The organism is Halorubrum aidingense JCM 13560 (assembly GCF_000336995.1).
Taxonomy (GTDB): domain Archaea; phylum Halobacteriota; class Halobacteria; order Halobacteriales; family Haloferacaceae; genus Halorubrum; species Halorubrum aidingense.
The window spans coordinates 25,626-51,029 of sequence record NZ_AOJI01000002.1; the positions used below are offsets into that span (position 1 = coordinate 25,626).

Below are 25,404 nucleotides of genomic sequence, written 5' to 3' on the forward strand. Positions count from 1 at the left end.
GCTCACTTCGTCACCAGCCGGTAGGCCGCCTTCGCGGCGTCCATGCTCCGTCCCTCGGATTCGAGCGTGTAGTACGGCGCGAGCGACGCCCCGAACTTACTTTTATACCGACAGATCCGCTCCGTGTTCGCTCCCATCAGATCGTACGCCCCGACCGAGGGAAGCGGGTCGCCGTCGGCGATGTCCTTGATGACGTTCCAGTGTATCAGTCCGTTGACGCTGGTTCCGTCGTACGTCTCGCGCGAGCCGCCGAGCCAGTAGTACGCGGCGTCGTTGGAGTAGAGGACGATGATCCCCGACAGGTGCTCTCCGTCGGGGCCGCGAACGACGTACGTTCGACAGCGGTCCTCGGCCGCGAGAGCGGTCGTGAGGTCGTCGACGTACTCTCGGGTGAGAGTGAATCCCCGGTCCTGTTCTTCGTACCGGTCACGAACGGACTCGAAGACCTCGTCGGCGCCGCCGGTCGGCGATTTCGTGACGGTCACGTCGAGGCTCCGCGCGTCTCTGATCTCGCGTCGGAGGCTCTTGCTGAACGAGCCGAGCAGATCGTCCGTCGGATCCCGGTCCGGGATGTCCAGTAAGTACGTGAACGAGGTGTCGAGCGAGAGGTCCGACCACACGAACGGACGGGGATCGGTGAACCCCGTCGGGCAGGTGGTCCGGAACAGCGTGAGCGAGTCTTTGACGCCGAGCTCGTCGATGAGCAGGTCGGTGAACGTGGCGTTGACCTGTTCGCGTTTGCGCCGCTTCGGACTCGCGGGCATGAGCAGCGGCCCGAGCCGGGGGATCGATAGCCCGGGCGGCGGTGAGAGGATAGCCTTTCCGACCGCCCGGCTCTTGACGAACGCCGGGTATAACCCGACGACTTGGTTTCCCTTCTTTCCGGCGTACAACCGGAGCTCGGCGTCCGTGTGGTCGTCGACGACCTCGAGCGCCGGTGCGGTGTGAAACACTTCGAACCCGCTCGATGGGAGCGCGTCGCTCCATTCGTCGAGCGAGAGCGTCGTGAGGTCCATATCACCGTCGAGAGGTGGCCGTGTCGTTTTGTTATCGTCCGACTATCTGCGCCCGGCGCCGGCTTCGAAGCCGTCGATTCGGGGAAATAGGTACGTAACAATACCGATCCGCGTCGTGTGCACCGACGTGATTCGGAGGATCGAGCGCGCCCTGGCGTCGAATCCGGTGACGGAGGCGATCCTGTTTAACGGTGTCACGGGTTCGCTCGGCCGGCTCCTCGAGTCGGCGCGCTACCGACGGGAATACGACCGGTACCGCGAGCGGTACGACATCCACCCCGAGTTCCGGTTCAACGGCCCCGGAATTACGATGTACGGGGACGGCACGATCGACCTGGGCGCGGGCTCGTACATCGGCCGGCACTCGCGGATCCAGGCGAAAGACGGGCGGCGAGTCCGGATCGGTGACAACACCGCGGTGAGCCACTTCGTGTTCTGTTACACGAAAAACTGGGCCGCCGATCAGGACATGAGCGCTCTCGATCAGGACATGAGCGTCGCGACGAGCCCGAAAGACGCGCTCGCGGTGTCCGAGGGCGACACGATCGTGGGCGACGACTGCTGGATCGGGGCGTTCGTGTTTCTGACCGAAGGCGTGTCGATCGGCGACAACACCGTCGTCGGGGCGAACGCGGTCGTCACCGACTCGCTCCCGCCGCACGCGATCGCCGCCGGGACGCCGGCGCGCGTTCAGAAGTTCAAATCGTACCTCACCGACGAGGAGAAACGCGAGCTGGCGGCGGCACACGCAGACGTTCTCTCTGCGACCCTCGCCGAAGCGTATCTGCACGCAGACCGGTCCTCGTGACCGTTCGGGCGGCAGCACACCCGACCGTTCGGGCGGCACCACACCCGACCGTCCGGGCGGCACCGCTCGTGACCTTTTAAGTGGCAGTCGCTCTCGTGGCAGTTCCGTGACTCACACCGGTCGGTCGGGCCAATAGACCGCTCAGTAGCCGGCGATACGTTCGCGAGCCGCGTCGATGAGCCCCTCGCCGGCGAGCGCCGCGGCCTGCCGGACCGACGCGAGCGTCGGGCCGGGGTCGTCGACGTCGACGAAGACCTGATCGGCGGTGATCAGCGCCGCGACGAACGGTGCGAGCGCGCGGAACTCGCCGTTTTCGAGCTGTTCGTCGAGCCACTTCAGGTCGCCGTAGAGCAGTCGCTGTTGGACGACGTCGTCTCGATAGCCGGTCGGCGTGTGCGGGGTCGCGCCCGTGAGCAGCGCGTAATGGACCGCGGGGACGTCGACGCCGGACGCGACCGCGAGCGGGGTCGAACCCCAGTATCGGCCGTTCACCTCGATGAGCACGAACTCGTCGTCCGGGGTCCACATGAACTCCACCTGGATCGGACCGGTCCACCCGAGGGTGTCGACCACCTCGGCCGCGTGCTCGAAGAGCCGCTCGTCCCGGAACCCGCGAATGAGCGTCGAGCTCCCGCCGGAGGCCGGCGTGGTTCGGAGCCGGCGCTCCTGGAAGTGCGTGAGGAACTCCCCGTCGTCGGCGACGCCCACCGTCGTGGTCGTCTTCCCCGGGATGTACTCCTGTATCAGGGGCGGCGTCTGTTGGAACGAGTCGTTCTCCGCCAACAGCTGGCGGTACGTGTCGACGAGCGCTTCCGGGGAGTCGGCGTAGTGATCGTCGCCGACGATCTGCGTGTCGAGCTTGTCGTCTTCCGCTTGGACGTGTTTCGACCGGGACTTCACGACGACCGGGTACGGGAGATCGTCCGCGATCTCGCGCACGTCCGCGAGCGACTCCGGCGCGCGGGTGACCGGCGTCGGAACGTCGAGGTCCGCCGCGATCTCGAACGTCCGAGCCTTATCGGCGACGAGGCGGAACCGCTCCCAGTCTTCGACGCCGACGGTCGTTCCGGTCGCCGCGAGCCGGTCCTGTTGCTCGGCGACGATTGTCGTCGTGTCGTCCCGTGTTGGGATGACCGCCTCGTACTCGACGTCCGCTAGGTGCGCGGCGACCGCGTCGATGAACGCCTCCGGTTCGGTCGCCGGGTCGGGATAGACGAACGACGCGTCCACGTGTCGCGAGTGCGCGCCAATCGATCCGCGCCTAACTGCCCCCACGTCGATGGTGACGCCCCGCTCGTTCAAAGAGCGGGCGACGCTGAGCGAGGCCTGGCTGTTGCCGTCGAGCACGAGTACCCGCGGGTCTAACCCGTGGGTGTGGGTCGTCATGCCCAGCTAGTTGGTTTATATCTGTAAAGTTAGCTTGTCGATAGCGCCGGCCGCCTCGGCGTAAGCCGACCGTTCTCGTCACCCCGGTCCGAGGTTACTGCCGATTGCGACCTAGGTCCTTGATCCCGTCGTTCGACGCTTCGAGCCCGGCTTCCTCGTAGAACTCGCCGGGCGGGCCGACCCACGCGCCGGCCTCGAGGGCGTGTTCGATGAGCCGACGGTACAGTCTGGTGTGTCCGGGGAAATCGCGGCTGCTGAAGTGACGCGGATGCCAGAGGACGGTCGCCACCGCGGTCTGCTCGCGCGCCTCGCGGAGCACGTCGAGACACGCGTCCCACGCCGTTTCGAAGTCCACGCCCGGATCCGGGAGGGACTGCTCCATGATGGTCAGCGGAAACACGACGAACTCGTCGTCGAAGGGTCGCACGATGCCGTGGCCGTGCTGGAAGCCGTACTCGTCACTGCTCCCTAGACTCGAGTCGTATCGGAGGCCGAGGTCGCGGTGCCGCCGCCACGTCTCCGGCACTTCGAGGTTCAGGTGGTGTTGTCGCCCGCCCTGCACCGAGTGGCCCAGCGCGGCCTCCAACTCGGCCTTTTCGGCCGCCAGCCGGTCGGCGTCGCGGTAGGACTCGTACGAGCCGTGGAGTCCGACCTCCCAGCCCTCGGCGTCGAGCCGCTCGATCTGCTCTCGGATGCGGGGATCGTCCAGATCGTACCGCCCCGCGTACAGCATCCATCCCTCCATGGTCGCCCACTCCCGCGGCGGTCGGTCCCGAAAGAGCGACTGTTCGGAGAGGAAATAGAACGCGGATCGGACGCCGAGTTCGTCTTCGAGCGACGCGATCCGATCGAACTGCCAGTACGGGTTCGTCGAGGACAGCAGCGACGAGAGGTGATAACTCCGAGACGCCGACCCGCCGCCCGTGATCGCGTAATAGAGCGACTGGTACGTCTTGTACGGTCGGTCGACGTCGTGGGTCAACAGCAGCGCGAACGACGCGTCTTCCACGTCCGGGCGCGATCGGGTCACGAGTCTCCCACCTCCGTGACGACCTCGGTGAGGTACGCGGTGACGTCGATTTTGTCCGCGAGCAGCTCCCGGCGCCGGCGCCGCCAGCGCGCGCTCGCGCCCCCGTCGGCGGCTAGCGCCAGCGCGCGCTCGACCGCCTCGTCCTCGTCGTCCGTCGAGACGACTAACCCGTACTCCGCGAGGGCGGCGAAGTTCCCCATTCCCGCGCCGATGGGGTCGTATCGGACGGACGGCGTGCCGAGGACGCCGGCCTCGGTCGCCATGGTCGCGGAGTCACCGGCGTACACGTCGGCGAACGCGAGCAGCTGGTGCATCTCGTGTGCGGCGACCGGCGGCTCGTGTGCGGCCAGATCCGAGGGGAGCGGCTCCTCGCTGGTGACGTACACGTCACCGTGCGTGCCGAGCCCGTCGACGAGCGAGCGGACCGCGCTCTCGGAGAGCCCGTGCTTTCCGGCGTCGTGGTGGGCGTCCATCCCGACGAGCCGAACGACCGCGTACGGGTCGTCGGGTTCGACCCCCGCCTCTCGAAGCCGATCGGGGTCCGCCTCGAACCGCGCCGGATGGAGGTACGCGAGCTCGTGGAACCCGGCGTACCGCTGCTGTGACTCTCCCACGTCGCGGCCGAACTCGTCGGGAGTACACACGACCGTCGCGAACGGGGTCGTAACGCGGTCCAAGAGCCCGGCGGCCTCCGTGTCGTGGAAGACGACGTTCGGCACGTCGAGCAGGTGACCGACGTGAGCGGCCGCCGGATTCAACCGACTCACGATCACGTCGGGATCGAACGACCGGACGGTTCGGAGAAGCCGAAGCTCGCGCCACAGCCACTCTCTCGGCAGCGCGGCGGCCCCGCTCTTCTTCCGGGATATCGGGACGTGCGACACGTCGTACGCGTCGAGTAACTCCGTCGTCACGTCCTTTTCTCTGGAGACGACGCCGACTTCGTGGCCGTCGTCGCGAAGCTGCTCGATGGCGTGTCGGAAGAGGTGGACGTGTGCGGGGTGGCTGACGTCGACGAGGACTCGCATTACTCTAAGTAGCCGAGGTCGGCGAGCCGTTCTTCGACCTCGCGGTCGTCCACCTCGTCCTCCTCGCGGTTGTCGATGATCGGCTGTCGCGTCTCCACCGGACGGCCGCCGGGGGACGAGTCGGCGTCGAACACGTCGAGCACGTCACCGTCGACGTCGGTGGGCACGGGCGAGCCCATCGCGTGCAGGAGCGTCGGCATCAGGTCGGTGATCTCGGCGCGCTCGTCCAGTCCCGCCGACCGGAAGCTCGGCCCCGAAAACAGGAAGATCCCGTCGGGCATGTTGCCGCCGACCCAGACGCCGGAGTCGCTGAGCCAGTCGTCGGGGCCGACGGCGTCGCTCGTGTGGACGTTCTGGCCCTGATCGAGGAGGAGATCCGGCGCGTTCTCCGCGTACGGCCCCTCGTAATACTCCTCTCCGCGGTGGACCGCCTTCACGATCGGCTCGCCGGTCGTCGGGTGACGGAGCGCTTCGAGCTCCTCGATCAGCTCGTCGCGAAGCGCCTCGTACCCCGGGTCTTCGGGATCTTTGGTGAGGTAGATCGGTCCCTGATTGCTCGCGACGGCTTGAGTCTCGTCCCAGTCGATGATCGAGAGGATGCGTTCGTGCTTGACGCCCTCCTTCCACGGGACGACCTGCTGGACGCGCTCCGGGACGACTCGACTGAGCGTCTCCACCATGCCGAACCGCTTGGCGACGGAGAGGGCGCGCTCCCGAGTGACGCCGAGCGACTGTAACGCGTCGTCGACGCCGCCCGTGGTCGTGAGGTACCCCTGCTGTTCGAGCCAGGTGTTGATGTAAAACACCGTGTCGACGTGCCACGTCCCGTGATCGGACATGACGAGGATGTCGTGGCCCTCGTCGACGAAGCGTCCGAGGTTCTCGTCGATCCGCTCCCACGCGCGGCGCACGGGCTCCTCGTCCCAGAAGTAGTGCTGGAGCGCCATGCTGTAGAAGATGGTGAGGTGGAGGTAGTCCGGATTCTCGCGGTCGAGCAGTCGTTCGGCCGCCTCGAACCGGAGGTCGATGAGGTCGAGCACCCCCTGCACCTCCGATTCTCCCTTCTCCGTCGGCGAGATCATCGGGGAGGGATGCACCCTGTAGTCGAGCTCTTCCCGAAGGAATCGCTCGACGTCGTCCGGCGTCGCGAACCCCCGTTCGAGGGACCGGTACTCGGTCTCGGACGCGTCGGGACCACCGGCGACGACGAACCCGTCGATCTCCTTCGGGGGGTACGTCGAGGGTTTGTTGATCACGCCGGCCGTCATTCCCGCCTCGTTGAGGTAGTCCCACAGCTCCGCGCTCTTGAAATCGGTCGCGTCGTGGAACACGTGGTCGCGGTTCTTCGTGTCGATGCGGTCGAACCGGAACACGTCGAGCTTCCCGGGGTTCTTCCCGGTCGCGTAACACTTCCAGTTCGGCACGGTCAGCGGCGGGAGACAGCTCTCCGAGACGCCGCCGACGCCGTCGTCGATGAGTCGTTGCAGGTTCGGCAGCCGGCCCTCGTCGAGCCAGTCGCCGATCAGGTCCCAATTCGCCCCGTCGAGTCCGATTGTGAGCGTTGTCATGGTGTGGTCGGAAGTAGCCGCATACCGCGTTTGATCAGGTTCACTGCGCCGTCCTTGGACCGCTCGGCGAGCAGCTCAGGGTACGAGTCCGCCCAGCGGTTCGGGTGAGCGAGGATACACGACCGGTCGACCTCGCCCTCCCGGAGGAGCCGGACGAGGTCCCCCGTCGCGTCGGCGGTCACCGCCTTCGAGCCCTCGCCCATGGTGTGGTCTTTGATCTTCAACGGACCGTCGCGCCACGTCCGCCCCGTGTCGGAAAAGTACGTGACGTCCGTGAAATCCATCGAGAGGTAGGCCTCTCCGAGGAGGTCGTACGCCTCGAACCCCGGCGCACCGGGCGCGGTCCACATGTCTCGGTTGTCGTGCGGCGAGAGCGGGTTCCCGTGCATGCAGACGGTGTCGACGTCGACGGTCTCCCGGAGGTCGTCGAGGTTCGAACGGAACCGGCGATGCGCCGCGCGGAGCTCGCCGCCGGACCGGACGTAGTCCTCGTAGTGGTAGCCCACTTCGTGGCCCAGCGACTCGATCCACCGCGCGAGATCCGGATCGAACGTCGATGTCCGGAAGTAGTACGTGGAGGCGACCCCTTCTTCAGCCTCGGCTTCCGCCATCTTGGCCGCGTTCTCGGCTTTCCGGTCCACGTCGTGTCTGAGCACGACGAACCGCGGCGGTAGCTCGTCGGCCGCGAGGTACTCGCGGACGGTGAGCGCGTCGTACCCCGACTCGGTGACGGCGTCGAGGAGCCGGTCGTAGTCGCCGAACGTGAAACCGTCCGTCACTCGTACCCCCGTCCGACCGTGTAGACGAGGTGGTCGGTCCCCGACAGTTCCAGCGCGTCGCGGCCGTCGACGACGACCAAGGGCTCGTCGAACGAGTCCCAGTCGATGGCGTCGAACTCCTCGTGGGCGGTGACGAGGACGACCGCATCGAGATCGCTGTCGAACGCCTCGGTGAGCGGCACGTCCGTCGCGTCGAATCCATCGGCGCTGACGAGCGGGTCAGTCGCGAGCACGTCGACGCCGGCGTCGGAGAGCCGCTCGCAGACGCCGTAGGCGGGGCTCGCTCTGGTCTCCCGAACGCCGGCGCGGTACGTCAGGCCCAACACCAGCGCGGTCGCGTCGTCGGCGTCGACCTCCTTCGCCGCGAGCCCTTCGAGCGCCTTGTCGGCGACGAATCCCGGCATCGCGTCGTTGATGGAGCGCGACGTCTCGAGCAGCGGCGCGTCCGTCGTCAGCCAGTTGATGACGAAGTACGGGTAGTACGGGATACAGTGCCCGCCGACGCCCGGGCCGGGAATGTGAAGGTCACAGTACGGCTGAGTGTTGGCGGCCGCGATCGCCTCCCGCACGTCGCGGTCGAGCTCGTCCGCGAAGCGAGCGAGTTCGTTCGCGAGCGCGATGTTCACGTCGCGGTAGAGCCCCTCGAACACCTTGACCATCTCCGCGGTCGTCGCGTCCGCGACGGTGACGATGTCGTTGTCGACTAACGTTCCGTAGATGTCGGCCGCGGCTTGGGTGCTCTCCCGCGTGGCTCCGCCGACGATCTTCGGGTGGGTCCCTCTGATGTCCTGCAGCGCGCGCCCGCTGGAGGTCCGCTCCGGACAGAACGCGATCCCGAACGCGTCCGGGTTGAGTCCGCTCTCCTCCGTGACCAGCGGCCATAGGACGTTTTCGGTCGTTCCCGGCGGGAGCGTGGACTCCACGATGAGCAGATCGCCGGGATCGAGCCCCTGCGCGATGTCGGTCACCACGGACCGGACCGCCGAGAGGTCCGGCTGATTGTCCGCGTCGACGAGCGTCGGCACGATGACGACGTGGACCGCCGCGTCCGCGGCGGCGGCGGTGGGGTCGCTGCTCGCCGTGAGCGCGCCCTCCTCGACGAGCTCGGAGACGAGCTCCGGCAGGCCGGGCTCTCGTTCCACGGGGCACTCCCCGTTCCGAATCCGCTCGACCACCGATTCGTCGATGTCGACGCCGGTCACGTTCCCGGTGACCTCGGCGTAGACCGCGGCGAGCGGAAGCCCCATCTTCCCCAAGCCGTAGACGGCGACCGGGACGTCGCCGCTCTCGAACGCCGCTTGACGCTCCGCGGAGCGGTCGTTCGGTTCGAGGAACTGGCTCATCGCGTCACCTCCGTGAGCTGGCCGTCGGTCGCGGCGGCCAGCACGTTGTGTGACAGCTCGACCGATCGGAGGCCGTCCTCGGCCGTCACCACGGGCGGCTCTCCGTTCCGGACGGCGTCGGCGAACGAGCGAAGCTCTGCTTTTAACGGCTCTCCGCTCTCGACCATCGGCCGCTCGACGACGCTTTCGGTGCTGTGGCGCAGGTCGCCGTTCTCCTCCACGTACGCGGGCGTCGCGCTCCGGTGGATCTCGACCGACTGCTCGATGTAGTCGACGACGACCCGGCAGTCTCGGGCCGTGATCCCGAGCTTGCGGACCTTCCGTTGGGTCACGCGGCTCGCGGCGAACGTCGCCAGGACGCCGTCGAAGTCGACGCGGGCGGTCGCGTAGTCGCCGTCGGCGGTCGCCGAGGCCGTGATCGACCTCGCGTCTCCGTCGACGAGCGAGGCGGCGATGTCCAGGTCGTGGATCATCAGATCGAAGACGACGTCGGTCCGGCGGTCGCGCTCGACCGGTGGGCCGACGCGCCGCGCGTCGATGGCGATGATGTCGAGGTTGTCGACGATCCGCGTCAGCGTTCTGACTGCGGGGTTGAACCGCTCGACGTGTCCGACCTGGATAGTGATCCCGAGTTCTCGTGCGCGCGAGGCGAGGTCGCGTCCCACCGCGAGGTCGGTGACAAATGGCTTTTCGACGAGCGCGTGCACGCCGGCGTCGAGGCAGTCTTCGACCACTGGCGCGTGCGCGGGCGTCGGCACGGCGACGGAGACGATATCGACCGATTCGAGCAGCGTGTCGGGGTCCGACGCGGCGGTGTCGAACTCCTCGGCGACGCGCTCGGCCGCGCTCACGTCGAGGTCAGCCACGCCCGCGAGTTCGGTGTTCGGCAGTTCGCCGTAGACCCGGGCGTGATTCCGGCCCATGCTCCCGACGCCGATGACGCCGGCTCGGAGCGGTTCGTCGTTCACAGTCATGTGTTCTGCCGCTCGGCTTCGGCCGCGCCGGCGGCGTGCTCGGTGCGATCGAACGATTCGACGGCCGCGCCGATCGTCTGCAGGTCCTCGGTCGAGAGCCCGGGGTGAACCGGGATCGAGAGGACCCGATCGGCCGCCCGTTCGGCGACCGGGAACTCCCCGACGGTACCGTCGTAGGCGGGCTGGAGATGGATCGGCGTCGGGTAGTACACCGCGGCCCCGACGCCGTTCGCATCGAGGTGTCGCCGGAGTGCGTCGCGTTCCGTCGACCGGACCGTGTACTGGTGGTAGACGGACTGCACGCCGACCGGCTCGACCGGCGTTTCGACGCTCGTCCCGCGCAGCCGCTCATCGAGGTAGGCGGCGTTACCCCGCCGGGCGAGGTTAAACGTCGGGAGCCGTTCGAGCTGCGAGCGACCGATCGCGGCACAGAGGCTCGTCATCCGGAAGTTGTGTCCGACCTCCGCGTGCTCGTACTTGCCCGTCCGTCCGTGGTCGCAGAACCGGGCCGCCCGCTCCGCTATCTCCGGGTCGTCGGTCGTGATCATCCCGCCCTCGCCGGAGGTCATGTTCTTCGTCGGATAAAACGAGAAGCACGCGAGATCGCCGATCGACCCGACGCGCTCGCCGTGGTACTCCGCGCCGTGCGCCTGCGCCGCGTCCTCGACGAGGGCCACGTCGTGCTCGTCCGCGATCGATCCGAGCCGGTCCATCTCCGCGGGCGTTCCGTAGAGGTGGACCGCGAGCACCGCCGCGACGTCGTCCCGCTCCTCGAGGACCGCCTCGACGGCGGCCGGGTCGAGCGTGAGCGTCTCGGGGTCGACGTCCGCGAACACGGGCGTCGCACCGGCGTGTTTGATCGCGTTCGCGCTCGCGACGAACGAGAACGGCGTCGTCACGACGGCGTCGCCGTCGCCGACGCCGAGCGCTTCGAAGCCGGCGTGCAGCGCGGTGGTGCCGTTCGTGGTCGCGACGGCGTGGTCGGTTCCGCAGAACGTCGCGAACTCCGCTTCGAACCGACGCACCTCCTCGCCGTCGGCGAGCTGTCCGCGGTCGAGCACCGATTCCACGCGCTTGCGGGCCGTCGGTCCCACGTCGGGGTCTGCGATGGGGATCACCGCCGGTTATTCCCTCCGTCGAGGTCCTCGGGGAGTTGCTCGTGTCTCGCGGGCGCGCCGATCGCCAGCGTCTCCGGCGGCACGTCCTCGGTGACGACCGCGTTCGCGGCGACGAACGCCCCTTCCCCGACGGTCACGCCGGGCAGAATCGTCGCGTTCGCGCCGACGGACACGTCGGCTTCCAGCGTCGGCCCGTCGAGGGTCGTCTCGCGGCGCAGCGGCGCCGGGTCGTTCGTCAGCACGGCGTGCGGTCCCACGAACACCCGGTCGCCGAGCGTCGTGTTCCGCGGGAGGTACGCGCCCGTCTGGAGGCTGACTTCATCGCCGAGCGTACAGGCCCCGTCGACGACGGCGTTGGTCCCGACGAGCACGTCGTCGCCGGCCCGCGTTCCCTCGCGGACCACCGCGTGGTGGCCGGTCGAGAATCGGTCTCCGACTTCGACGTCCGCGTACACGACGGTCCCTTCGCGGACCGTCGGGTCTCGGCCGAACGTCGGGGTGCGTCCGTCCCGCTCGCGGAGCGTGGCGTCCTCTTCGATCCCGGACGGGCGCTCTCCGACTTCTGTCACGGCCGAACACCTCGAGTTGACTCGGCGGCGGTTTCCGGTGGCCGTTCGACGAGTCGCGTCCTAACAGCAGCGTGTAGTAAATCCATATCTGGTACGTTGACACCGCCCTGCGGCGGCGGTTACCGTGTGATTCCGACGTTTGCCTATTGTTATAGACGGGATGTCCAGCGGTTAGGCGTCGGTTGACAACGCGGGACACCCCCGATCGGTCGACGGTGTCTGATCGCCCGCGACGACCGCCCGAGACCCCGATCGATCGGAGCCGTCGGTGGTCCCTGATCGGTCGGGGCCGTCAGTGGTCGGCGGCGGACGGAGCGATCCGATCGACGGTCACGTCGTTCCGGTCGAAATCGGAGTTCTCGAACCGAAACGGCCGGCCCGTGACCGCGATCGAGGTGTTCCGGAGCGTCCCGGTGACGTTATCGGCGACGATGCCGTCTCGACCGGTTCCGGGATGGTGGATGCTGATGTCTCTCAGCGTGCACTCGCGAGCGTCGGCGAGTTGGATGGACGCGCCGGTTTCCGCCTCGCCGTCGATCCGGATGTTCTCACAGCGGAACGGCCCGCGACGCTCGCCGTTCACCCCGCTTTTAATTCGGATCGCGTTCACCCCGTCGGCGTCAACGCGGAGACGGCAGTTCCGGACGACCGCCGCCTCGAGTTCGGTCGCGAACGTCACCGCGCCGTCGCTGCTGGTCACGTCGAGGATCTCCACGAGGCAGTCCTCGACGAGCACCGACCGACCGCGCCGGAGGCGGATCCCGCGCATGTTGTCGCCGGCGCCCTCGGCGTCGTCGCACCGCACGTGGACGCTCCGAACGACCGCCTCGTCCGCCTCGACGCGCACTCCCGCGATCCCGTTGTTCAGGTACGTCCCGCCGAAGACGCGGACGCGACCCTCCGGGGGATCCGCGTAGAGACCGTTGTCCGGGAATCCGGCGACGTGACAGTCGATGAAGTCGATGTCGCCGGCGTTGTCGTCTCCCACCTCCATGCCCGTGACGCCCGTTCCCCGGAGAGCGCCGTCGGGCAGTCGGAGTCCCCGGACGATCCCGTACCCGTCCGGCTCGGTGACGTCGAACCGGAAGATGTCCTGTCGGACGTCGACCTCGCCGCGGACGGTGAGATTCCGAGCCAGTATTCGGTCGGTGGCCTTCGCGAGGAGAGGGCGCCCGCCGGTGTCGGCGGCGCGGAAATCGAAGGTCAGCCCCTCCACGGCCAGCTCGGACGCCGGGGTCCGCCCCCCGAGTCCGAACAGCACTTGGTCGTTCCCGTCGGCCGGCACGATCGTCGCGTCGTCTCCTTGCAGTCCGAACCGGGGGACCTCGGAGACGAACTCCGTTTCGAGGCGGTAACGCCCCGGCGGGAACGTCACGAGCGTGTCGTCGGCGGCGTGCGAGCGGAGCACGTCGTCGATCGGTCTCTGACCCGTCGGGTCGGCTCCGGCGTCGACGATGTCGACGGTGTGTTCGAACTCGTCCGCGAGGGAGGCTGCCCCCCCGTCGTCGGTCGGGGGAGTCGTCTCCGGCGGCGTCGGCGGGTCGTCGACCGTGCTTTCGTCGGAGTCGTCGCCGCCGCGTCCCGGCCAGGCGCATCCGGCGAGTGCTGGGAGGGCCGCGACCGCGGCGCCCGCGAGATACTTCCGACGATTCATTCACGCGTGGCTTCGCGCTCCTGTCGGTTGGTTATGCCGCCTTTCTGCTGAGTAAGCTCCGCATACGGAGCGAAAATCCGTCGCTCACGGCACCTCGATCACCGCGCGTCGAGTTCGACGTACGACAGCCCCCAGCCGCGGGGTCCGCTGACGTCGACGCCGCCGGGCGACCAGGGCGGGTCGCCGTCGCCGAGGTCGTAGGCGACGAGCTTCGTCGGAGACGTGACCCGATCCAGCGGGAACGCCCCGTCGAAGTGAAATCCGTGGTCCGCCAGCAGGGACCGCGGGATCGCGGTCCCGCAGTAGGCGAGCAGGTCCGCGTCGCGGAACTCCTCCGTGACGTTCGCGAGCAGCGCTCTGAGGGCCGTGTCTCGCCGATCGGACGACGCCAGCGGCAGCACGTCGACGATGTTCGCGGTCGTGACGCCGTCGGCGTCGGTCTGGGTTCCGGTGACGATCGCGGCGTCCGTCCGCCCGTCGGTGGTCGCCGAGAACGCTCGATACTCCCACTTCGGGTTCTGATACCGCCACGCCAGGAACGGCTCGTCGCGGACGGCGTGGACCGACGACGGATAACCGCGCTGGTAGAGGTCGGCGAGCAGCGATATCGGCATCTCTCCGTGCTCGATCACGGTCACTTCCTCCGGGACCGTCGCGAGCCGATCCCGCCCGTCGAGGTACGTCCTCGCCGCGGGCGCGGCGGCCCGAGAGGCGACGGAGACCGGTAGGCTGTCGGTCGCGGCCGCGAGGGCGCTCGGGCGCTGCACGCGGTAGAACGACGGCAGGTGAGCGACGACCTCGCCGCCCGCCTTGAGGAACCCCGGTCGCGAGAGGTCGTTCGGACAGTTGTAGCAGAACTCGACCGGCATCTCCCCGTAGTGGTCGAGCGCGCGCTCCGTCAGTCGGCTGAACACCCCGCGGCGGCGGTGGTCGGGATGGACCATCGTGTCTCCGAACCGCATCGCCAGGGCGGTCTCCTCGCCCGTCCGCATCAGGAACGGCACCTGGGCTCGCGCTCCCGCGAACTCGCCGTTCGCGCTCGCGACGAGGATCGGCACGTGTGCCACTCGCGGGTTATCGACGTACTTCCACTGGAACCACTCGTCGCTCCCGCCGCCGAACGTGTCGTTGTAGAGGTCGACGAACGGATCGCGGTCCCCAGGGTCGAACCATCGGACGGTGTAGTCCGCCGCATTTTCAAGCGCCATGCGACGAGAATGTGGTCGACAGCGCCTTCGTTACCGACGTTGTACCGAGCCTACTCCGACGGGTCGGCGTGGACCCGCCCGTCGTCGGGAGGCGCGTCCTCGCCGTCCAGCGCCCCGTCGTCGGGGAGCGCCTCGTCGTCGGGAAATTTCTCGCAGTCGCTGGTGTGGTCGAAGTTGTGCCGATCGTTGCAGATGTCGGCCTGCATCGGTGATACGAACGAGTCGGCGACGGTACAGTACGGCCGGTCGTTTTCAAACTCGTGTTCTTCGTCGCTCTGCTGGTAATTGAGGTATGGACACGTCATCGCTCTGGCCGATGACTGCCGGGCACTATGTTAGCCGGTGCCTGTCGCTATCGGATCCCGAGCCGGTCGCGGGCCTCCGCGGGGGTAGCGAGGTCGGCTTCGAGCAGGTCGGCGATGTTCGCGGTTCGCTCGACGAGCTGCGCGTTCGATTGGACCGGTTCGCCCTTTCGGTAGTAGAGGTTGTCCTCCATGCCGACCCGGACGTGTCCGCCGAGGATCATCGAGAGCGTGGTGAGCGGCAGCTGGTGCCGCCCGACCGCGAGCAGGTTGAACTCCGAGTTCTCGGGGAGGTTCGAGATGAGGTTCAACACGTTCTCCGGCGTCGGCGGTGTGAACGTCCCGTGTCCGAATACGAGGTTGAAGTAATACGGCTCTTCCAGCGCGCCCCGATCGATGAGGCGGTACGTCTCGTTTATGTGCCCGTTGTTGAAACACTCCAGCTCGGGTTTGATGTTCTTCTTCCGCATCTCGGCCGCGAGCCTGTCGATGTTGTGTCGCGTGTGCTCGGTGATGATGTGCTGTCCGCGGTTGAACGGCCCCATGTCGAGACTCGCCATCTCCGGGGCGGGATCGGTTCTGATCCCCTGTACGCGGGAGTCGTAGGTGCTCTGTCCGCCCGTCGTGTTCTGGATGATGATATCGTCACATCGGTCTCTGACGGCGTCGTTCACCTCCTGAAGCCGTCCGGCGTCGTTTTCGCCGTGTTCGTCTCTCGCGTGGAGATGGCAGATCGCCGCACCGAGCTCCTCGCAGGCGGCGACTTGTTCGGCGATCTCCTCGGGCTGCTCGGGTAGATTCGGGTTCTTGTCCTTGCCGTGAACGCCTCCGGTCGGTGCGACGGTGAGGATGACGTTCCGGTCGTTGAGGTACTCCTCGTAGCTCATCGTTCGACCAGACAGCGGGGACTCATCGACTTTGTTTGGCCCTCCATACCACCGGCATCGACGGCGGTCCGAGGCGAGTGCGATGTCTCCCGGTCGCTTGAGCGTCTCCGCTCCCGACCCAGGTTCCCAACTTGCCGGTCTGCGTCCTGGTTGGCACTGCATAACAATGCGATCGAGAGAGAACGGGTGAGTGATGACGCCTCCGTTTACCGTGCTCGACCGGATCCAGGCGCTCGACGGCGACGAACTGCCGGAGTTCCTCGCGTCGCTGTGGCAGCGCGCCGGGTGGACGGTCGACGCGAAACGATCGAACCCACCAGCGGTCGTCGTTCGCCGCGCGGTCGGTGAGGCCGTCGAACGGGCCGTCCTCCACCCGGTCATTTCGTCGGGACTGACCTCGATCGACGATGTCGATCTGGCCATCGACCGGGGACGCGACCGCTCCGCGGACCGGGTGATGCTCGTTTCGACGACGGGGTTCACGCCCGACGCTCGGCGGCTCACCGACGCGTACGGCGTCGATACGATGGGGCCCGAAGGCCTCGCGCGAGTCGTCGTCGCGCTGGGCGCGGACGACCTGTTCGATCGACATCGAACGACCGACGCCGAGATTGGTAATTGAAATATCAAGAAACGAAGCGATTCGAAGTATATTTGTATGCCCGATTTAGATTCTGGGCCGTACAGACGTTGGAAGCGAGTATGATGTACCAGGATAAACATACGGATCCGGATCGTTCCCGAGAATCCTACCAGACGGATTGGACCGAGTATAACCACCCGAGCACGGCGGTCGTCGAAGCAGTCGCGACGGCGACCGACCGTGACCAAACCGATCTCCACCCGCTTTACGACTACCTCGACGGTGACGCGCTCGATGCGCTTCTCAGTGCCGCGGACACGGCACTCACGATCTCGTTCACGTACGACGACGCCTGGGTCGACGTCAGTGCCACCGGGTCGCTGACGGTCTGGGTCGAGGACTGATTCTTCGGTCACCGATTCTCCGCTCGACAGCGGTCCAAAAGAGCGGGATGGACCGCCACGGACCTCACCGGAACTTTCCGTAGAGTTTCATCGCCGCCAGCGCCGGCCAGGATCCCCGATCCGCCCGGTAGTACGTCGTCAGCTCCGGCGCGAACTTGGACTTGTACCGGCTGAGTCGGCGGTTGTTCGCCCCGGCGAGGTCGTACGATTCGACTCCGCGGTCGACCGCCTGCGTGATGTACCACCAGTCCACGAGGTCCGTGACCGGAATCTCGACGTCGCGGTCGGCGACGCTGATCCAGTCGATCGCCTGATCGCCGAGTTCGAGGAGAATTTTCCCGCCCGCGAACTCCCCATCGCACCGACACACCACCGGCCGCACGACGCCGTCCGGTAGCTCTTCGAAGAGTCGGCGCATGAACGCGGCGTCGATCGGGAACGATTCGCCCTGCTCGGCGTGTCGCTCCGTGGCCCCGCGGATCAAGGGCTCGATTCCCCGCTGATCCTCTGTGATCGTGTATTCGACGTCGTACTCGGTCGTGATGTTTCGCCGGGCGTCGCTGCTGAACGACTCCAAGAGGGCGTCCGTCCCGGGTTCGAGATCGATGACGTACGTGTGTCGCGGGGTCGCCTCGTAATCGTTCCAGATGAACGGTCGCACGTCGTCGTACCGCGGTCCGGTCCGAACCGTCGTGAACGCCGGGCTGTGCTCGGCGTCGAGCCACTCGACGCACCCGTCGAGGAACCTGCTGTGGCGCAGCTCCCGGCGTCGGCGCTTCAGCTTATCGACGTTCAGCAGCACCGGCCCCAGGTAGTACACCTTGAGGCTCGGCGGCGGGGAGAACGCGACCGTGATCGGCCCGACCTCCTTCGTGAACACGGGAAACGCGCCGCACGGCTCTTGGCCCTTGTACCCGACAAGCCGGTGGACCGTGGTGTTCGATTCGTCTGCGAGCACGTCGAGGGCCTCCGCGAGGTGGAACGGTGTCGCCATCTCGGAGGTGGTGACGAGGCTGTTCCACGCGCTCGGGTCGTCAAGGGACCGAATGTCGATGCTCATCGGTCGGTGTCTATGTACCCGAGGTTTGCGAGACGCCGCTCTGCCGCCTCGGCGTCCGTGTGCTGGGTCGTGTCTTGTGTGAACGGCTCGTACGATTCCGGTTCGGGGGCGTCGACGACGTCGAGCGGCTCCCCGTCCATTCGGGTGCTCGGAGGGACGCCGAGGGACGCGAGGACCGTCGGGGCCACGTCGAAGAGGTGTGCGTTTTCGAGATCGCCGTCCGGATCGACCCCGGGGGCGACGACCGCGATGATCCCGTCGAGCTTGTGGTTCCACAGCTCGTCGGGCTCGGCGAAGGTGTCCCCCCGCAGCGACGCGGAGAGGTAGTTGTCGAACTCGGCCGGGATCGTCACGATATCGACGGCCTCGTCCACGAACGGTCCGGTGAAGTACTCCTCGCTCGCCGCGACTTCCTCGAAGACGGGATCGCCCTCCGGGGTCCGAGCCGCCGAGAGCTCCTTGATGACGTCGTTGCGAACGGTCGAATACTCGTTCGGAGAGACGTTTCCCTCCGGGTCCCGGCCGGCCTTGTTGATGCGGACTCCGAGCTCCGTTCGCGAGCGCATGTACGCGGTCGACTCCGCGAAATCGACGCGCTCGGTCGCGGCGCGCACGGTGTCGGACGAGACGTGGTTGAGGACGATTTCGTCGAGGGAGAGCCGCGAGAGTATCGCGTGGAGCCGCTGGCTCGTGAGGCCGACCGACGAGGCCGCCTGGAGGGCTCGTTGGAGGATCGGCGAACCCGACGTGTCACCGTCTCGTTCCCGCGCGAGCGCGGTCCACGACGGCATGCTCCCCTCGCCCCGGGTCGACTTCAGGAGGTCGAGGTCGCGCAGGAACTCGTTCACTCGGAACTCGCAGCCGTCGTAGGGGCCGATCCCGTGATCGCTCGCGACGATCACCGTCTCCGGGTCGCAGGCGTCGAGTATCCGACCGATCTCTTCGTCCACCGTCTCGAAGACGGTATTCACGGCGACCTCGTCTTCGGGTCGCTCGTGAAAGACCGAGTCGGTCTGTTGGAACTGCACGAAGCCGAAGTCCGGCTCGTACTCCGCCGTGAGGTGTCGGAAGGCGCGACCGCGCATCTCGATCAGCCGCCGGTACCACTCGATCCGTTCGTCTCCCTCGACGCCGTCCGGTTCGTACACTCGGTATTCTCCGATCTCCTCACGGAGGTCGTCGAGGAGTCCCGTCGGGTGACACGTGGGCTCGTCGGGGCCGATGTACCCGGGAACGAGCGCGCCGTCGAACGGTCGCGGTGGGTCCGTGACCGGAACGTTCACCACCACGCTCGATAGCCCGTGGTCGTCGAGCAGCTCCCAGATCGCGTGTTCGCGGACGTGCGTCCGGTTGATCAGGCTCCAGTCGTACCCGTCGAACGTCAAGAAGTCGAACGCCCCGTGTTTCCCCGGGTTCACGCCGGTGTACAGCGACGGCCAGGCGCTCGGCGTCCACGGCGGGATCTGCGATTCGAGGTCGTCGACGGCTCCGCGGCCGAGCAGTCCTTCGAGATTCGGGACGCGGCCCGACTCTAGCAGGGGCCGAAGGACCGATTCCGACACGCCATCGAGACCCAAAAGCAGCGTCTGGACCCCATCTGATTCTCGTTCACTCACGAGTAGGGTGTGCGCCGACCCGGCCATTGTTATGATGGGGTTGTCGACGGTCGACGCGACGCCGCACGCGAGCGAACCGCGATCCTGTCGGAGTAGGAACGTGTTAACCCCAATTGGCGCGTGTAAGCCGATCGTACTCCGTCTCGATCCCAACCGTGGCGACGACTGGTAACTACTCGGCCACCATCTGTCGCTAATAAAGGCGATCCTACCGACTCCGGACGGTCAACTCGTCAGAATCACTTTCAAAGTAACCCCGGATTACCGACCATGGCGAAACGCCACAACGACGACGAACGCGGGAATGACGACCTTACCGAAGAGAAAGACGAGATTACCGGCAGCGCTACACCCGGGTCCGAGCAATCGGGCGCCGAGGGCTCGGCGTCGATGGCTCGCCGAACGCTGCTGCAATCGGTCGGCATCGCGGCGGTGGGGATCGGCGGTGCGGCCGCCGCTTCCGGCAGCGCGAGTGCCGCCGAATTCACGTCGGACCCGAGCGGCGAAGTCGTGGTGTCCCCCGGCGAGTACGAGTGGACCGACTCGCTGGACATCGGCTCCGGTGACGCGCTCATCGGCGACGGCTCGCCCGGCGACGTCGTCGTCCGGCTCAATTCCGAGACCATGGACGGGTCCGTCGAGGGCCGCCTGGAGAACGTGGTCGTCCGCGGGGAGAACCCCGAGTCGAAGTCCGGGCTCAGCGTCTACCCCGGCGCGACCATCGACGGGTTCGTCTGGCCGGAGGGCGGCCAGCAGAGCGAAGACCGCGCGCTGTACACGCCGACCGGCGGCGACGAACGGCTGACGATCCGCAACTCCGCTTGGGCGAACGCGGTGAACAACGGCGCGTACGTGGACAAGCCGCCCGTCACGATGGAGAACTGCGCGTCGATCAACAACAACATCGCCGGCATCCGAGTCGGTCACCGCGACGGAACGAGTGAGGACGAGACGACGTACGTGCGCAACTGCCTCGTCGCGGTCACCGACGACATCCAGAACGACGACACGAACTCGCCGAACGCGCGCGGGCTCCGCATGCGTCACCCCGGCAACGTCGTCATCGAGAACTGCTGGTTCGTCTACCTCGACGTCGACGGCCCGGCCGACCTGATCGAGCTCCACGACGGCGCGGCGGGCTCGTCGGTCGAGATCCGGAACTGCCACTTCCACAACGACACGAGCCGCGACCTCGTCCGCGACAAGTCCGACGACGACATCGACGTCGTCATCGAGGACTGCACGGTCTCCGGCAGCGGGAGCCGAGCGATCGAACCCGACTACGACGGCAACGGCATCACGGAGGACGCGGAGGCGTCCGTCCCGCTGCCGTCGGCGGTCACCGGGTACGCCGCGGCCGACGACGTCTCGGGGATCGACGCCGGGAGCGCTCCCTGGTCCGACGCCACGATCGAGAGCGGCGCTGACGAGGACGAGGATACGGCCGACGAGCACCTGATCGTCTTGCACGCGAGCCCCGACAACGGCGGCGACGTGGACCCGTCGTTTACCGTCGACGGATCGATCAGCTTTGCGGACGAAGCCGAACCCGATACCGACACGATCGTCGCTAACGACGACGGCACCGTCACCGCGACGAGCGTCGGTCTGGACCCCGACGCCCTCGACTCCTTCCGGTTCGACGGGAGCGTCGTGGACTACGACGTCCCGAGCGACGCGGTCGTCGACGTCTCTCTCGACGGGGACACGACCTCGTTCGCTGCGCTCGTGGGCGAAGACGACGACACCACGGACACCGAAGACACCGAAGACAGCGGGAGCAGCGGCAACGACGACGGAACGACCGACGGAGACGACAGCGACGCGGACGGGTCCGACGCTTCCACCGAAGACCAGACGGACGACGGCTCCGACGCCTCGTCGCTGCCGAACCAGCTCACCGTCGACGGCCGCGCCGACAAAAAGGTCACCCGGTACACGTTCACCGTCTCCGGGGACGTCGCCCGCGACGCCGACGCCAGCGTGGTGACTGACGACGGTACCCCGTGGGACCGGATGGAGGACATCGCGGAGGACGGGAAGGTCATCGGCCTCGTCGGCAGCGGCGTCGACGCGTACCGCTTCGACGGCGACATCACGGCGGTCACCGTGGACGGGGACGCGAACATCTCCGTCGAATACGACAGGTAACCGTGCCGACGAAGTCCGACTGGCGGGACGCGCCGAGGGATCCCGACACGGCCGTGGACCTCGGCTACGATCTCCTGGATCTCGACGTCTTGCCGACGTCGATTGAGGGGCAGTCGCGACTGATCGTACTTCCCGCAGCCGAGGAGCAGTTCCACGAGGACGCGTTCCTCGTCGTCAACGAGGAGCTCGTGTGCGACCTCGGTACCATGGTGTAGCACGCGACTCCCCTGCTCCCCGGCCGGGTCTCTGGGTTCACGGTGTGTCGTTCACCGGCGGATGTCGCCGAAGCGCTCGACGAGGAGACGCTCGGTCCCGCGACGCAGTCGCTGTGAGATCGCCGTGTCCGAGACGCCGTGGCGATCGGCGAGCTCCCGGAGCGAGATCCGGCGAGGGACCGCGAAGTACCCCGTCTCCAGGGCCGTTCGAAGCGCCGCTCCCTGCGCGTCCGTGAGGACCGACGACCGATCCGATCTCGCCGACACGCCCGGCTGAACGCGCTGGACGGTCACGCGCGTCCCGGCCTCGGGACACGTTCGGTACCATTTTGAAACCGCCGCGGCGGACGGAAACCGAAGCGTCAGGTTCCACGCTCCCGCGTCTCTGAACCCCGAGAGACAGGTCGCCTCGCTCGCGAGCAGGGCGTCGAACACCGCGGACTCTCCCGATCGACACTCCGCACGAACCAGTCGCTCCCCGTCGATCCGGGCGACCGACTTGACGCCCCCGTCCCCGATCGCCGTCGCTTCCCATTCCGACGCTTCGTCGGCGTCCGCTATCCAGAGGTACTGGAACTCGCCGTTGGCGAAGGGAACGCACCGTTCGAGCTCGATCCGTGTGTCGGCCGGGACCCGCCGTAAGACGAAGTGCTCGGCGGGCACCGCGACGTTCACGTGGACCGGCATCTCGAACGACCCCTCGGGGGTCCCCCGAGTCTGTCACCGTCGCGGTGCGGGACGGCTCCGGTGCGATCCCGCGAGACGGCCCCGGGGCGATCCCGCGAGACGGCTCCGGCGTGATTCCGCCCCTTCGACGGGCGGTGCTCAATCGCCTCGACGACACGCAGCGCTCGTCGCCGGAGGCGTGGCTGGCGACTCCGCTTGTCGCTCCGAGAGGCTTCGGGTCTCACACGACACGTGACAACTGTCCAAACCATAAACCTATGTTTCGACCCACGCGATCCGCCTCGATCTGATAAACGCCTTCGGTGACGATGGCGACGGCTTACGTCCGATGCCCTCGAAATCAGGATGTGGTCCCGAAGGGGAGACCCGGACGACGAGACCACGAACCACGGTGACTACCACATGGTACGAAATTTCAAGCCCGAAGACGAGGGAAAGGCGGTCATGACGAAGGACGGCGAGACCGTTGGTACTGTTGAAAAAACAACCGGAGCGGAGATTCACGTGAAACCCGAGGGCGGACTGTCTCAGAGCATCCGCCGCCGCCTCGGCTGGGCGGAAAAAGACGCCGACACGTATTCGGTTCAAAAATCGAACGTCGAAGAGATCACCGACGACGGGATCCGACTGAAAGAGTAGCGATCGAGCGCCGGTTCGGTTACCTTTTTTGCCCGATGTCGGCCTTGGCCGTTTGCCGCGGATCCACGACGATAGCCTCCGACTCCACGCCGACGACGGCGCGGTGATCGAGCGGAAACAGCGATCCCTCACACTGCGGACCGCAGATCCACGAACTCCACCCTTCCAACAGCCCCGATCTCGGCCGCACGTAGGCGTTCCCGTCTCGGACGGCCGCGACCGATCCGAGAACCGCCCCGTCCCGGCTCACGATCCGTTTGCCTTCGTCGGCGCTCCGAAGCGATCGGGCCATCGCTACCGCCTCGCGCTTGCCGAGCGATACGTTCGGTGGTTCGCTGTGCTCATGCTGTTCGGCCCCCATGTCTCTAGCACGCACCCCCGACTAATAGTTAGGTAGGTCTGTGGGCGTCACTGACGCTCCGCGGACGCTTCTTCCTCGTCGAGCCGACCCGACAGCGCTCCGAGGTGCTCGATCCCCACGACCGCGACCACGTCGCCCTCCGAACGCAGCTCGGTCAGCCGCGTCGCCATACTCTCTTCGCGCGCCTCGTCGATCACCGCCGTGGCCCGCGGCAGTTCGATCGCGCGTAGGAACGACTGTCGCTCGGTGACGTGATCCAACTCGCTTTTCGCCTGAATCCGCGGCGAGTCGAACAGCGTACTGTCGTACCGGATGTGCGTGTACACCTTCGGGGTGATCGGCGTCGTCCGCCCGACTGCGGCGCCGACCCGACACGCCAGCGCGTGTCCCATCCCCCGCACTACGTCGCGACCGAGTTCGAGGATTTCGCTCGACGAGAACCGATCCGAGACCACGTGACGCAGTAGCAGCCGGAGGTACCTGGCGTTCGGTCCGTCGATCCCGACGATTCGAACGTCGCCGGCCGTCTGGATCGCGGTGCTCATTTCACCTCCCAGCCGAGGCGGCACGTGGTCGTCGCTGGCGTACAGACGGAAGAGCGGCACCGCGAGAGACGGCAGTTCCAGTGCGAGGACCTCCGGCGTGACCCTCTCGAGGACACGAGCGACTCGCGCCATGCTCGACGGGTGATCGTGCGCCACGCCGATCAGCAACACCGCACCGCGGTCGCCGTCGCCGGGATGACACCGGAGGTACCGTTCGAGGCGCGGATCCGTCGTCCCGTCTTCATCCGCGAAGTCGACGTCAGAGCAGTCGAACATATGTAACTATACTCCGTGGTACGGCGGGGCTCGCATTGACGGTATCGGTGTTGGGCGCTGGGGACGAGGCCACAAGCTACCACAGCGTAGCATGCTGTTAACTAACCCGCCCGACTCGCATCGATCCAGTGGGACGAAACGACGTGCACCCTCACACCACCAGCCCGACGACCCGGAAGCGCTCCGACGACCAACCGCGGGACGTCGACCACCCCCGCGTCCGTACCGATGGTGGAACGCCAGCCACGACCGAGCCGACGGATCACTCCGACGATCGCGACACCGAGGGCGGACGGTCGCGATTTCAATCGCTCTTCGTCGAGCTCACCGGCACCGAAGAGGTTGTCGAGCGGCAACACCCCGACAGCCCCTCTCGGCTGCTCGACGACGACGACGATGCGAGCGGCGGGATCTCCGACTACCTCACCGATATCGCACGCGACGACGGCCTCGCGGATACGCGATCCAATCCGGAGCCGGACTGATTCGGAACCGGATTGACTTGGAATCGGACTGATCCGGAGTCGGACGACTGGCCGCGAACTCCGGTGCGGTAGCCTCGCGGGCCGCCGCGGGGCGGCCACATCGATCCTTCGGCAATCGACCTCCTAAGGCCGTGTCCGAAGGCTCGCCTCGAAGGGACGGCCTACTCGCGGTAAGTTCGATCAACTTTGGCTCGCTTGATATTACATCAGTACGTATGTAATGGCAACGTTGTGGCACGGTGGGTGCGTTTTTGTCGCGTCGCGGCCGCCGCGACTCGCGGTGGTTGGGAACCAGCCCATCCCCGATTAGGACAAGCTTAATGCCGTACCGCGGCGTCGTTTCGAGATTCTGTCCGCTCCTCTTTTTCGACCGAAATGGGTCGTCATCTCTCGAAAAATCGCGCGCTTTCCGACGGCCGGCGATCGCGGTACCGACAGCTCGCGGCTCTCGGACGTCGACAAGTGGTTCCCCGTTGTCCTCGGGCGAGGCGCGTGCCACTCGGTCGTTCCGTCACTCGGGCGGGGCGAGGTCTGTGATCGTGGATACTGCGATGGCTATCGCGGCCGCTACGAGTATGCTCACGAGAAGTATCAATAAACCTATCCGTGTCCCGGTGACCGTTCTCGGATCGATGCCGACTCGCGCTTTCGGACGATTCCGATTTTCTGGCGCTGTCTCCTCTTTCACCCGTCGTGATCGAACGTGGTGGCT

General features: G+C 66.8%; 26 protein-coding genes. 7 read left to right on the forward strand and 19 right to left on the reverse strand.

The features are described from left to right. Positions 1-2: 2 nt before the first annotated feature. Positions 3-1,016, reverse strand: coding sequence for a GNAT family N-acetyltransferase (locus C461_RS00120; RefSeq protein WP_007997535.1), 1,014 nt, complete (start codon positions 1,014-1,016; stop codon positions 3-5). Positions 1,017-1,143: 127 nt separating this feature from the next. On the opposite strand from C461_RS00120, the gene C461_RS00125 reads away from it, so the two are divergent. After that, the gene (locus tag C461_RS00125; RefSeq protein ID WP_152418269.1) at positions 1,144-1,824 is read left to right on the forward strand and encodes an acyltransferase; all 681 of its coding nucleotides are present in this window, start codon (positions 1,144-1,146) and stop codon (positions 1,822-1,824) included. Positions 1,825-1,965: 141 nt separating this feature from the next. Here C461_RS00125 and C461_RS00130 read toward each other — a convergent pair whose 3' ends face one another. The 13 genes from C461_RS00130 to C461_RS00190 all read right to left on the reverse strand — a co-directional run bounded on the left by C461_RS00130 (position 1,966) and on the right by C461_RS00190 (position 15,670). Beyond that, a complete protein-coding gene (locus C461_RS00130; protein ID WP_007997538.1) occupies positions 1,966-3,210 on the reverse strand; it encodes a carboxylate--amine ligase in 1,245 nt (414 codons plus the stop codon). A 94-nt stretch (positions 3,211-3,304) separates the two neighbouring features. After that, entirely contained in the window at positions 3,305-4,240 is a 936-nt protein-coding gene (locus tag C461_RS00135; RefSeq protein WP_007997540.1) for a polysaccharide deacetylase family protein, read from the reverse strand. Continuing rightward, complete coding sequence (locus C461_RS00140) at positions 4,237-5,268, reverse strand: DUF354 domain-containing protein (RefSeq protein ID WP_007997542.1); 1,032 nt, start codon at positions 5,266-5,268, stop codon at positions 4,237-4,239. The genes C461_RS00135 and C461_RS00140 overlap by 4 nt, the downstream gene beginning before the upstream one ends. Continuing rightward, positions 5,268-6,836 (reverse strand): alkaline phosphatase family protein, encoded by a 1,569-nt coding sequence (locus tag C461_RS00145; protein WP_007997544.1) that lies wholly within the window; start codon positions 6,834-6,836, stop codon positions 5,268-5,270. The genes C461_RS00140 and C461_RS00145 overlap by 1 nt, the downstream gene beginning before the upstream one ends. Beyond that, the gene (locus C461_RS00150; protein ID WP_007997546.1) at positions 6,833-7,615 is read right to left on the reverse strand and encodes a hypothetical protein; all 783 of its coding nucleotides are present in this window, start codon (positions 7,613-7,615) and stop codon (positions 6,833-6,835) included. The genes C461_RS00145 and C461_RS00150 overlap by 4 nt, the downstream gene beginning before the upstream one ends. Beyond that, positions 7,612-8,958, reverse strand: a complete 1,347-nt coding sequence (locus tag C461_RS00155) for a nucleotide sugar dehydrogenase (RefSeq protein ID WP_007997548.1) — start codon at positions 8,956-8,958, stop codon at positions 7,612-7,614. The genes C461_RS00150 and C461_RS00155 overlap by 4 nt, the downstream gene beginning before the upstream one ends. Further along, entirely contained in the window at positions 8,955-9,932 is a 978-nt protein-coding gene (locus C461_RS00160; protein ID WP_007997550.1) for a Gfo/Idh/MocA family protein, read from the reverse strand. The genes C461_RS00155 and C461_RS00160 overlap by 4 nt, the downstream gene beginning before the upstream one ends. Beyond that, positions 9,929-11,050, reverse strand: coding sequence for a DegT/DnrJ/EryC1/StrS family aminotransferase (locus tag C461_RS00165; protein WP_007997552.1), 1,122 nt, complete (start codon positions 11,048-11,050; stop codon positions 9,929-9,931). Before C461_RS00165 ends, C461_RS00160 begins: the two co-directional genes overlap by 4 nt. Then, the gene (locus C461_RS00170) at positions 11,047-11,619 is read right to left on the reverse strand and encodes an acyltransferase (RefSeq protein ID WP_007997554.1); all 573 of its coding nucleotides are present in this window, start codon (positions 11,617-11,619) and stop codon (positions 11,047-11,049) included. The genes C461_RS00165 and C461_RS00170 overlap by 4 nt, the downstream gene beginning before the upstream one ends. 292 nt (positions 11,620-11,911) lie before the next feature. After that, positions 11,912-13,273 carry a hypothetical protein gene (locus C461_RS00175; RefSeq protein ID WP_007997556.1) on the reverse strand — a complete coding sequence of 454 codons (1,362 nt, stop codon included), beginning with the start codon at positions 13,271-13,273 and terminating at the stop codon, positions 11,912-11,914. A gap of 98 nt (positions 13,274-13,371) precedes the next feature. Further along, positions 13,372-14,481: a GNAT family N-acetyltransferase gene (locus C461_RS00180; RefSeq protein WP_007997558.1), complete on the reverse strand. Its 1,110-nt coding sequence runs from the start codon at positions 14,479-14,481 to the stop codon at positions 13,372-13,374. A 50-nt stretch (positions 14,482-14,531) separates the two neighbouring features. Then, on the reverse strand, positions 14,532-14,786 hold the full coding sequence (locus C461_RS00185; protein ID WP_007997560.1) for a hypothetical protein: 255 nt from the start codon (positions 14,784-14,786) through the stop codon (positions 14,532-14,534). A gap of 47 nt (positions 14,787-14,833) precedes the next feature. After that, on the reverse strand, positions 14,834-15,670 hold the full coding sequence (locus C461_RS00190; protein ID WP_007997563.1) for a BKACE family enzyme: 837 nt from the start codon (positions 15,668-15,670) through the stop codon (positions 14,834-14,836). Between the two features lie 193 nt (positions 15,671-15,863). On the opposite strand from C461_RS00190, the gene C461_RS00195 reads away from it, so the two are divergent. Together C461_RS00195 and C461_RS00200 are read left to right on the forward strand one after the other, a co-directional pair. After that, positions 15,864-16,292, forward strand: a complete 429-nt coding sequence (locus tag C461_RS00195) for a hypothetical protein (protein ID WP_007997565.1) — start codon at positions 15,864-15,866, stop codon at positions 16,290-16,292. Between the two features lie 80 nt (positions 16,293-16,372). Then, on the forward strand, positions 16,373-16,657 hold the full coding sequence (locus tag C461_RS00200) for a HalOD1 output domain-containing protein (protein ID WP_007997567.1): 285 nt from the start codon (positions 16,373-16,375) through the stop codon (positions 16,655-16,657). 64 nt (positions 16,658-16,721) lie between these two features. On the opposite strand, the gene C461_RS00205 is transcribed toward C461_RS00200, so the two are convergent. Both C461_RS00205 and C461_RS00210 read right to left on the reverse strand, forming a co-directional pair. Next, positions 16,722-17,717 (reverse strand): GNAT family N-acetyltransferase, encoded by a 996-nt coding sequence (locus C461_RS00205; protein WP_007997568.1) that lies wholly within the window; start codon positions 17,715-17,717, stop codon positions 16,722-16,724. Further along, complete coding sequence (locus C461_RS00210) at positions 17,714-19,360, reverse strand: alkaline phosphatase family protein (protein WP_049906121.1); 1,647 nt, start codon at positions 19,358-19,360, stop codon at positions 17,714-17,716. Before C461_RS00210 ends, C461_RS00205 begins: the two co-directional genes overlap by 4 nt. 243 nt (positions 19,361-19,603) lie before the next feature. On the opposite strand from C461_RS00210, the gene C461_RS00215 reads away from it, so the two are divergent. Next, positions 19,604-21,484 (forward strand): right-handed parallel beta-helix repeat-containing protein, encoded by a 1,881-nt coding sequence (locus tag C461_RS00215; protein WP_007997570.1) that lies wholly within the window; start codon positions 19,604-19,606, stop codon positions 21,482-21,484. A gap of 2 nt (positions 21,485-21,486) precedes the next feature. Beyond that, the gene (locus tag C461_RS00220; RefSeq protein WP_007997571.1) at positions 21,487-21,699 is read left to right on the forward strand and encodes a hypothetical protein; all 213 of its coding nucleotides are present in this window, start codon (positions 21,487-21,489) and stop codon (positions 21,697-21,699) included. 51 nt (positions 21,700-21,750) lie between these two features. Here the strand turns inward: C461_RS00220 and C461_RS00225 are convergent, their stop codons facing one another. Then, on the reverse strand, positions 21,751-22,386 hold the full coding sequence (locus tag C461_RS00225) for a helix-turn-helix domain-containing protein (RefSeq protein ID WP_007997572.1): 636 nt from the start codon (positions 22,384-22,386) through the stop codon (positions 21,751-21,753). A 402-nt stretch (positions 22,387-22,788) separates the two neighbouring features. On the opposite strand from C461_RS00225, the gene C461_RS00230 reads away from it, so the two are divergent. After that, positions 22,789-23,025, forward strand: coding sequence for a hypothetical protein (locus C461_RS00230; RefSeq protein WP_152418270.1), 237 nt, complete (start codon positions 22,789-22,791; stop codon positions 23,023-23,025). A 19-nt stretch (positions 23,026-23,044) separates the two neighbouring features. On the opposite strand, the gene C461_RS00235 is transcribed toward C461_RS00230, so the two are convergent. Then, entirely contained in the window at positions 23,045-23,386 is a 342-nt protein-coding gene (locus C461_RS00235) for a hypothetical protein (protein WP_007997574.1), read from the reverse strand. A 47-nt stretch (positions 23,387-23,433) separates the two neighbouring features. After that, entirely contained in the window at positions 23,434-24,207 is a 774-nt protein-coding gene (locus C461_RS00240) for a hypothetical protein (RefSeq protein ID WP_007997575.1), read from the reverse strand. A gap of 143 nt (positions 24,208-24,350) precedes the next feature. Here C461_RS00240 and C461_RS00245 point away from each other — a divergent pair, with 143 nt between their 5' ends. After that, the gene (locus C461_RS00245) at positions 24,351-24,692 is read left to right on the forward strand and encodes a hypothetical protein (protein WP_152418271.1); all 342 of its coding nucleotides are present in this window, start codon (positions 24,351-24,353) and stop codon (positions 24,690-24,692) included. The last annotated feature ends 712 nt before the right edge of the window (positions 24,693-25,404 follow it).

Excerpts from the sequence above, each read along its gene's own strand:
- C461_RS00180 (WP_007997558.1), bottom strand. The coding sequence starts at position 14,481 with ATGGCGCTTGAAAATGCGGCGGACTACACCGTCCGATGGTTCGACCCT.
- C461_RS00145 (WP_007997544.1), bottom strand. The coding sequence starts at position 6,836 with ATGACAACGCTCACAATCGGACTCGACGGGGCGAATTGGGACCTGATC.
- C461_RS00240 (WP_007997575.1), bottom strand. The coding sequence starts at position 24,207 with ATGTTCGACTGCTCTGACGTCGACTTCGCGGATGAAGACGGGACGACG.
- C461_RS00215 (WP_007997570.1), top strand. The coding sequence starts at position 19,604 with ATGGCGAAACGCCACAACGACGACGAACGCGGGAATGACGACCTTACC.
- C461_RS00225 (WP_007997572.1), bottom strand. The coding sequence starts at position 22,386 with ATGCCGGTCCACGTGAACGTCGCGGTGCCCGCCGAGCACTTCGTCTTA.
- C461_RS00160 (WP_007997550.1), bottom strand. The coding sequence starts at position 9,932 with ATGACTGTGAACGACGAACCGCTCCGAGCCGGCGTCATCGGCGTCGGG.
- C461_RS00210 (WP_049906121.1), bottom strand. The coding sequence starts at position 19,360 with ATGGCCGGGTCGGCGCACACCCTACTCGTGAGTGAACGAGAATCAGAT.
- C461_RS00190 (WP_007997563.1), bottom strand. The coding sequence starts at position 15,670 with ATGAGCTACGAGGAGTACCTCAACGACCGGAACGTCATCCTCACCGTC.
- C461_RS00230 (WP_152418270.1), top strand. The coding sequence starts at position 22,789 with ATGGTACGAAATTTCAAGCCCGAAGACGAGGGAAAGGCGGTCATGACG.
- C461_RS00120 (WP_007997535.1), bottom strand. The coding sequence starts at position 1,016 with ATGGACCTCACGACGCTCTCGCTCGACGAATGGAGCGACGCGCTCCCA.
- C461_RS00195 (WP_007997565.1), top strand. The coding sequence starts at position 15,864 with ATGACGCCTCCGTTTACCGTGCTCGACCGGATCCAGGCGCTCGACGGC.
- C461_RS00235 (WP_007997574.1), bottom strand. The coding sequence starts at position 23,386 with ATGGGGGCCGAACAGCATGAGCACAGCGAACCACCGAACGTATCGCTC.
- C461_RS00175 (WP_007997556.1), bottom strand. The coding sequence starts at position 13,273 with ATGAATCGTCGGAAGTATCTCGCGGGCGCCGCGGTCGCGGCCCTCCCA.
- C461_RS00140 (WP_007997542.1), bottom strand. The coding sequence starts at position 5,268 with ATGCGAGTCCTCGTCGACGTCAGCCACCCCGCACACGTCCACCTCTTC.
- C461_RS00185 (WP_007997560.1), bottom strand. The coding sequence starts at position 14,786 with ATGACGTGTCCATACCTCAATTACCAGCAGAGCGACGAAGAACACGAG.
- C461_RS00155 (WP_007997548.1), bottom strand. The coding sequence starts at position 8,958 with ATGAGCCAGTTCCTCGAACCGAACGACCGCTCCGCGGAGCGTCAAGCG.
- C461_RS00200 (WP_007997567.1), top strand. The coding sequence starts at position 16,373 with ATGATGTACCAGGATAAACATACGGATCCGGATCGTTCCCGAGAATCC.
- C461_RS00205 (WP_007997568.1), bottom strand. The coding sequence starts at position 17,717 with ATGAGCATCGACATTCGGTCCCTTGACGACCCGAGCGCGTGGAACAGC.
- C461_RS00130 (WP_007997538.1), bottom strand. The coding sequence starts at position 3,210 with ATGACGACCCACACCCACGGGTTAGACCCGCGGGTACTCGTGCTCGAC.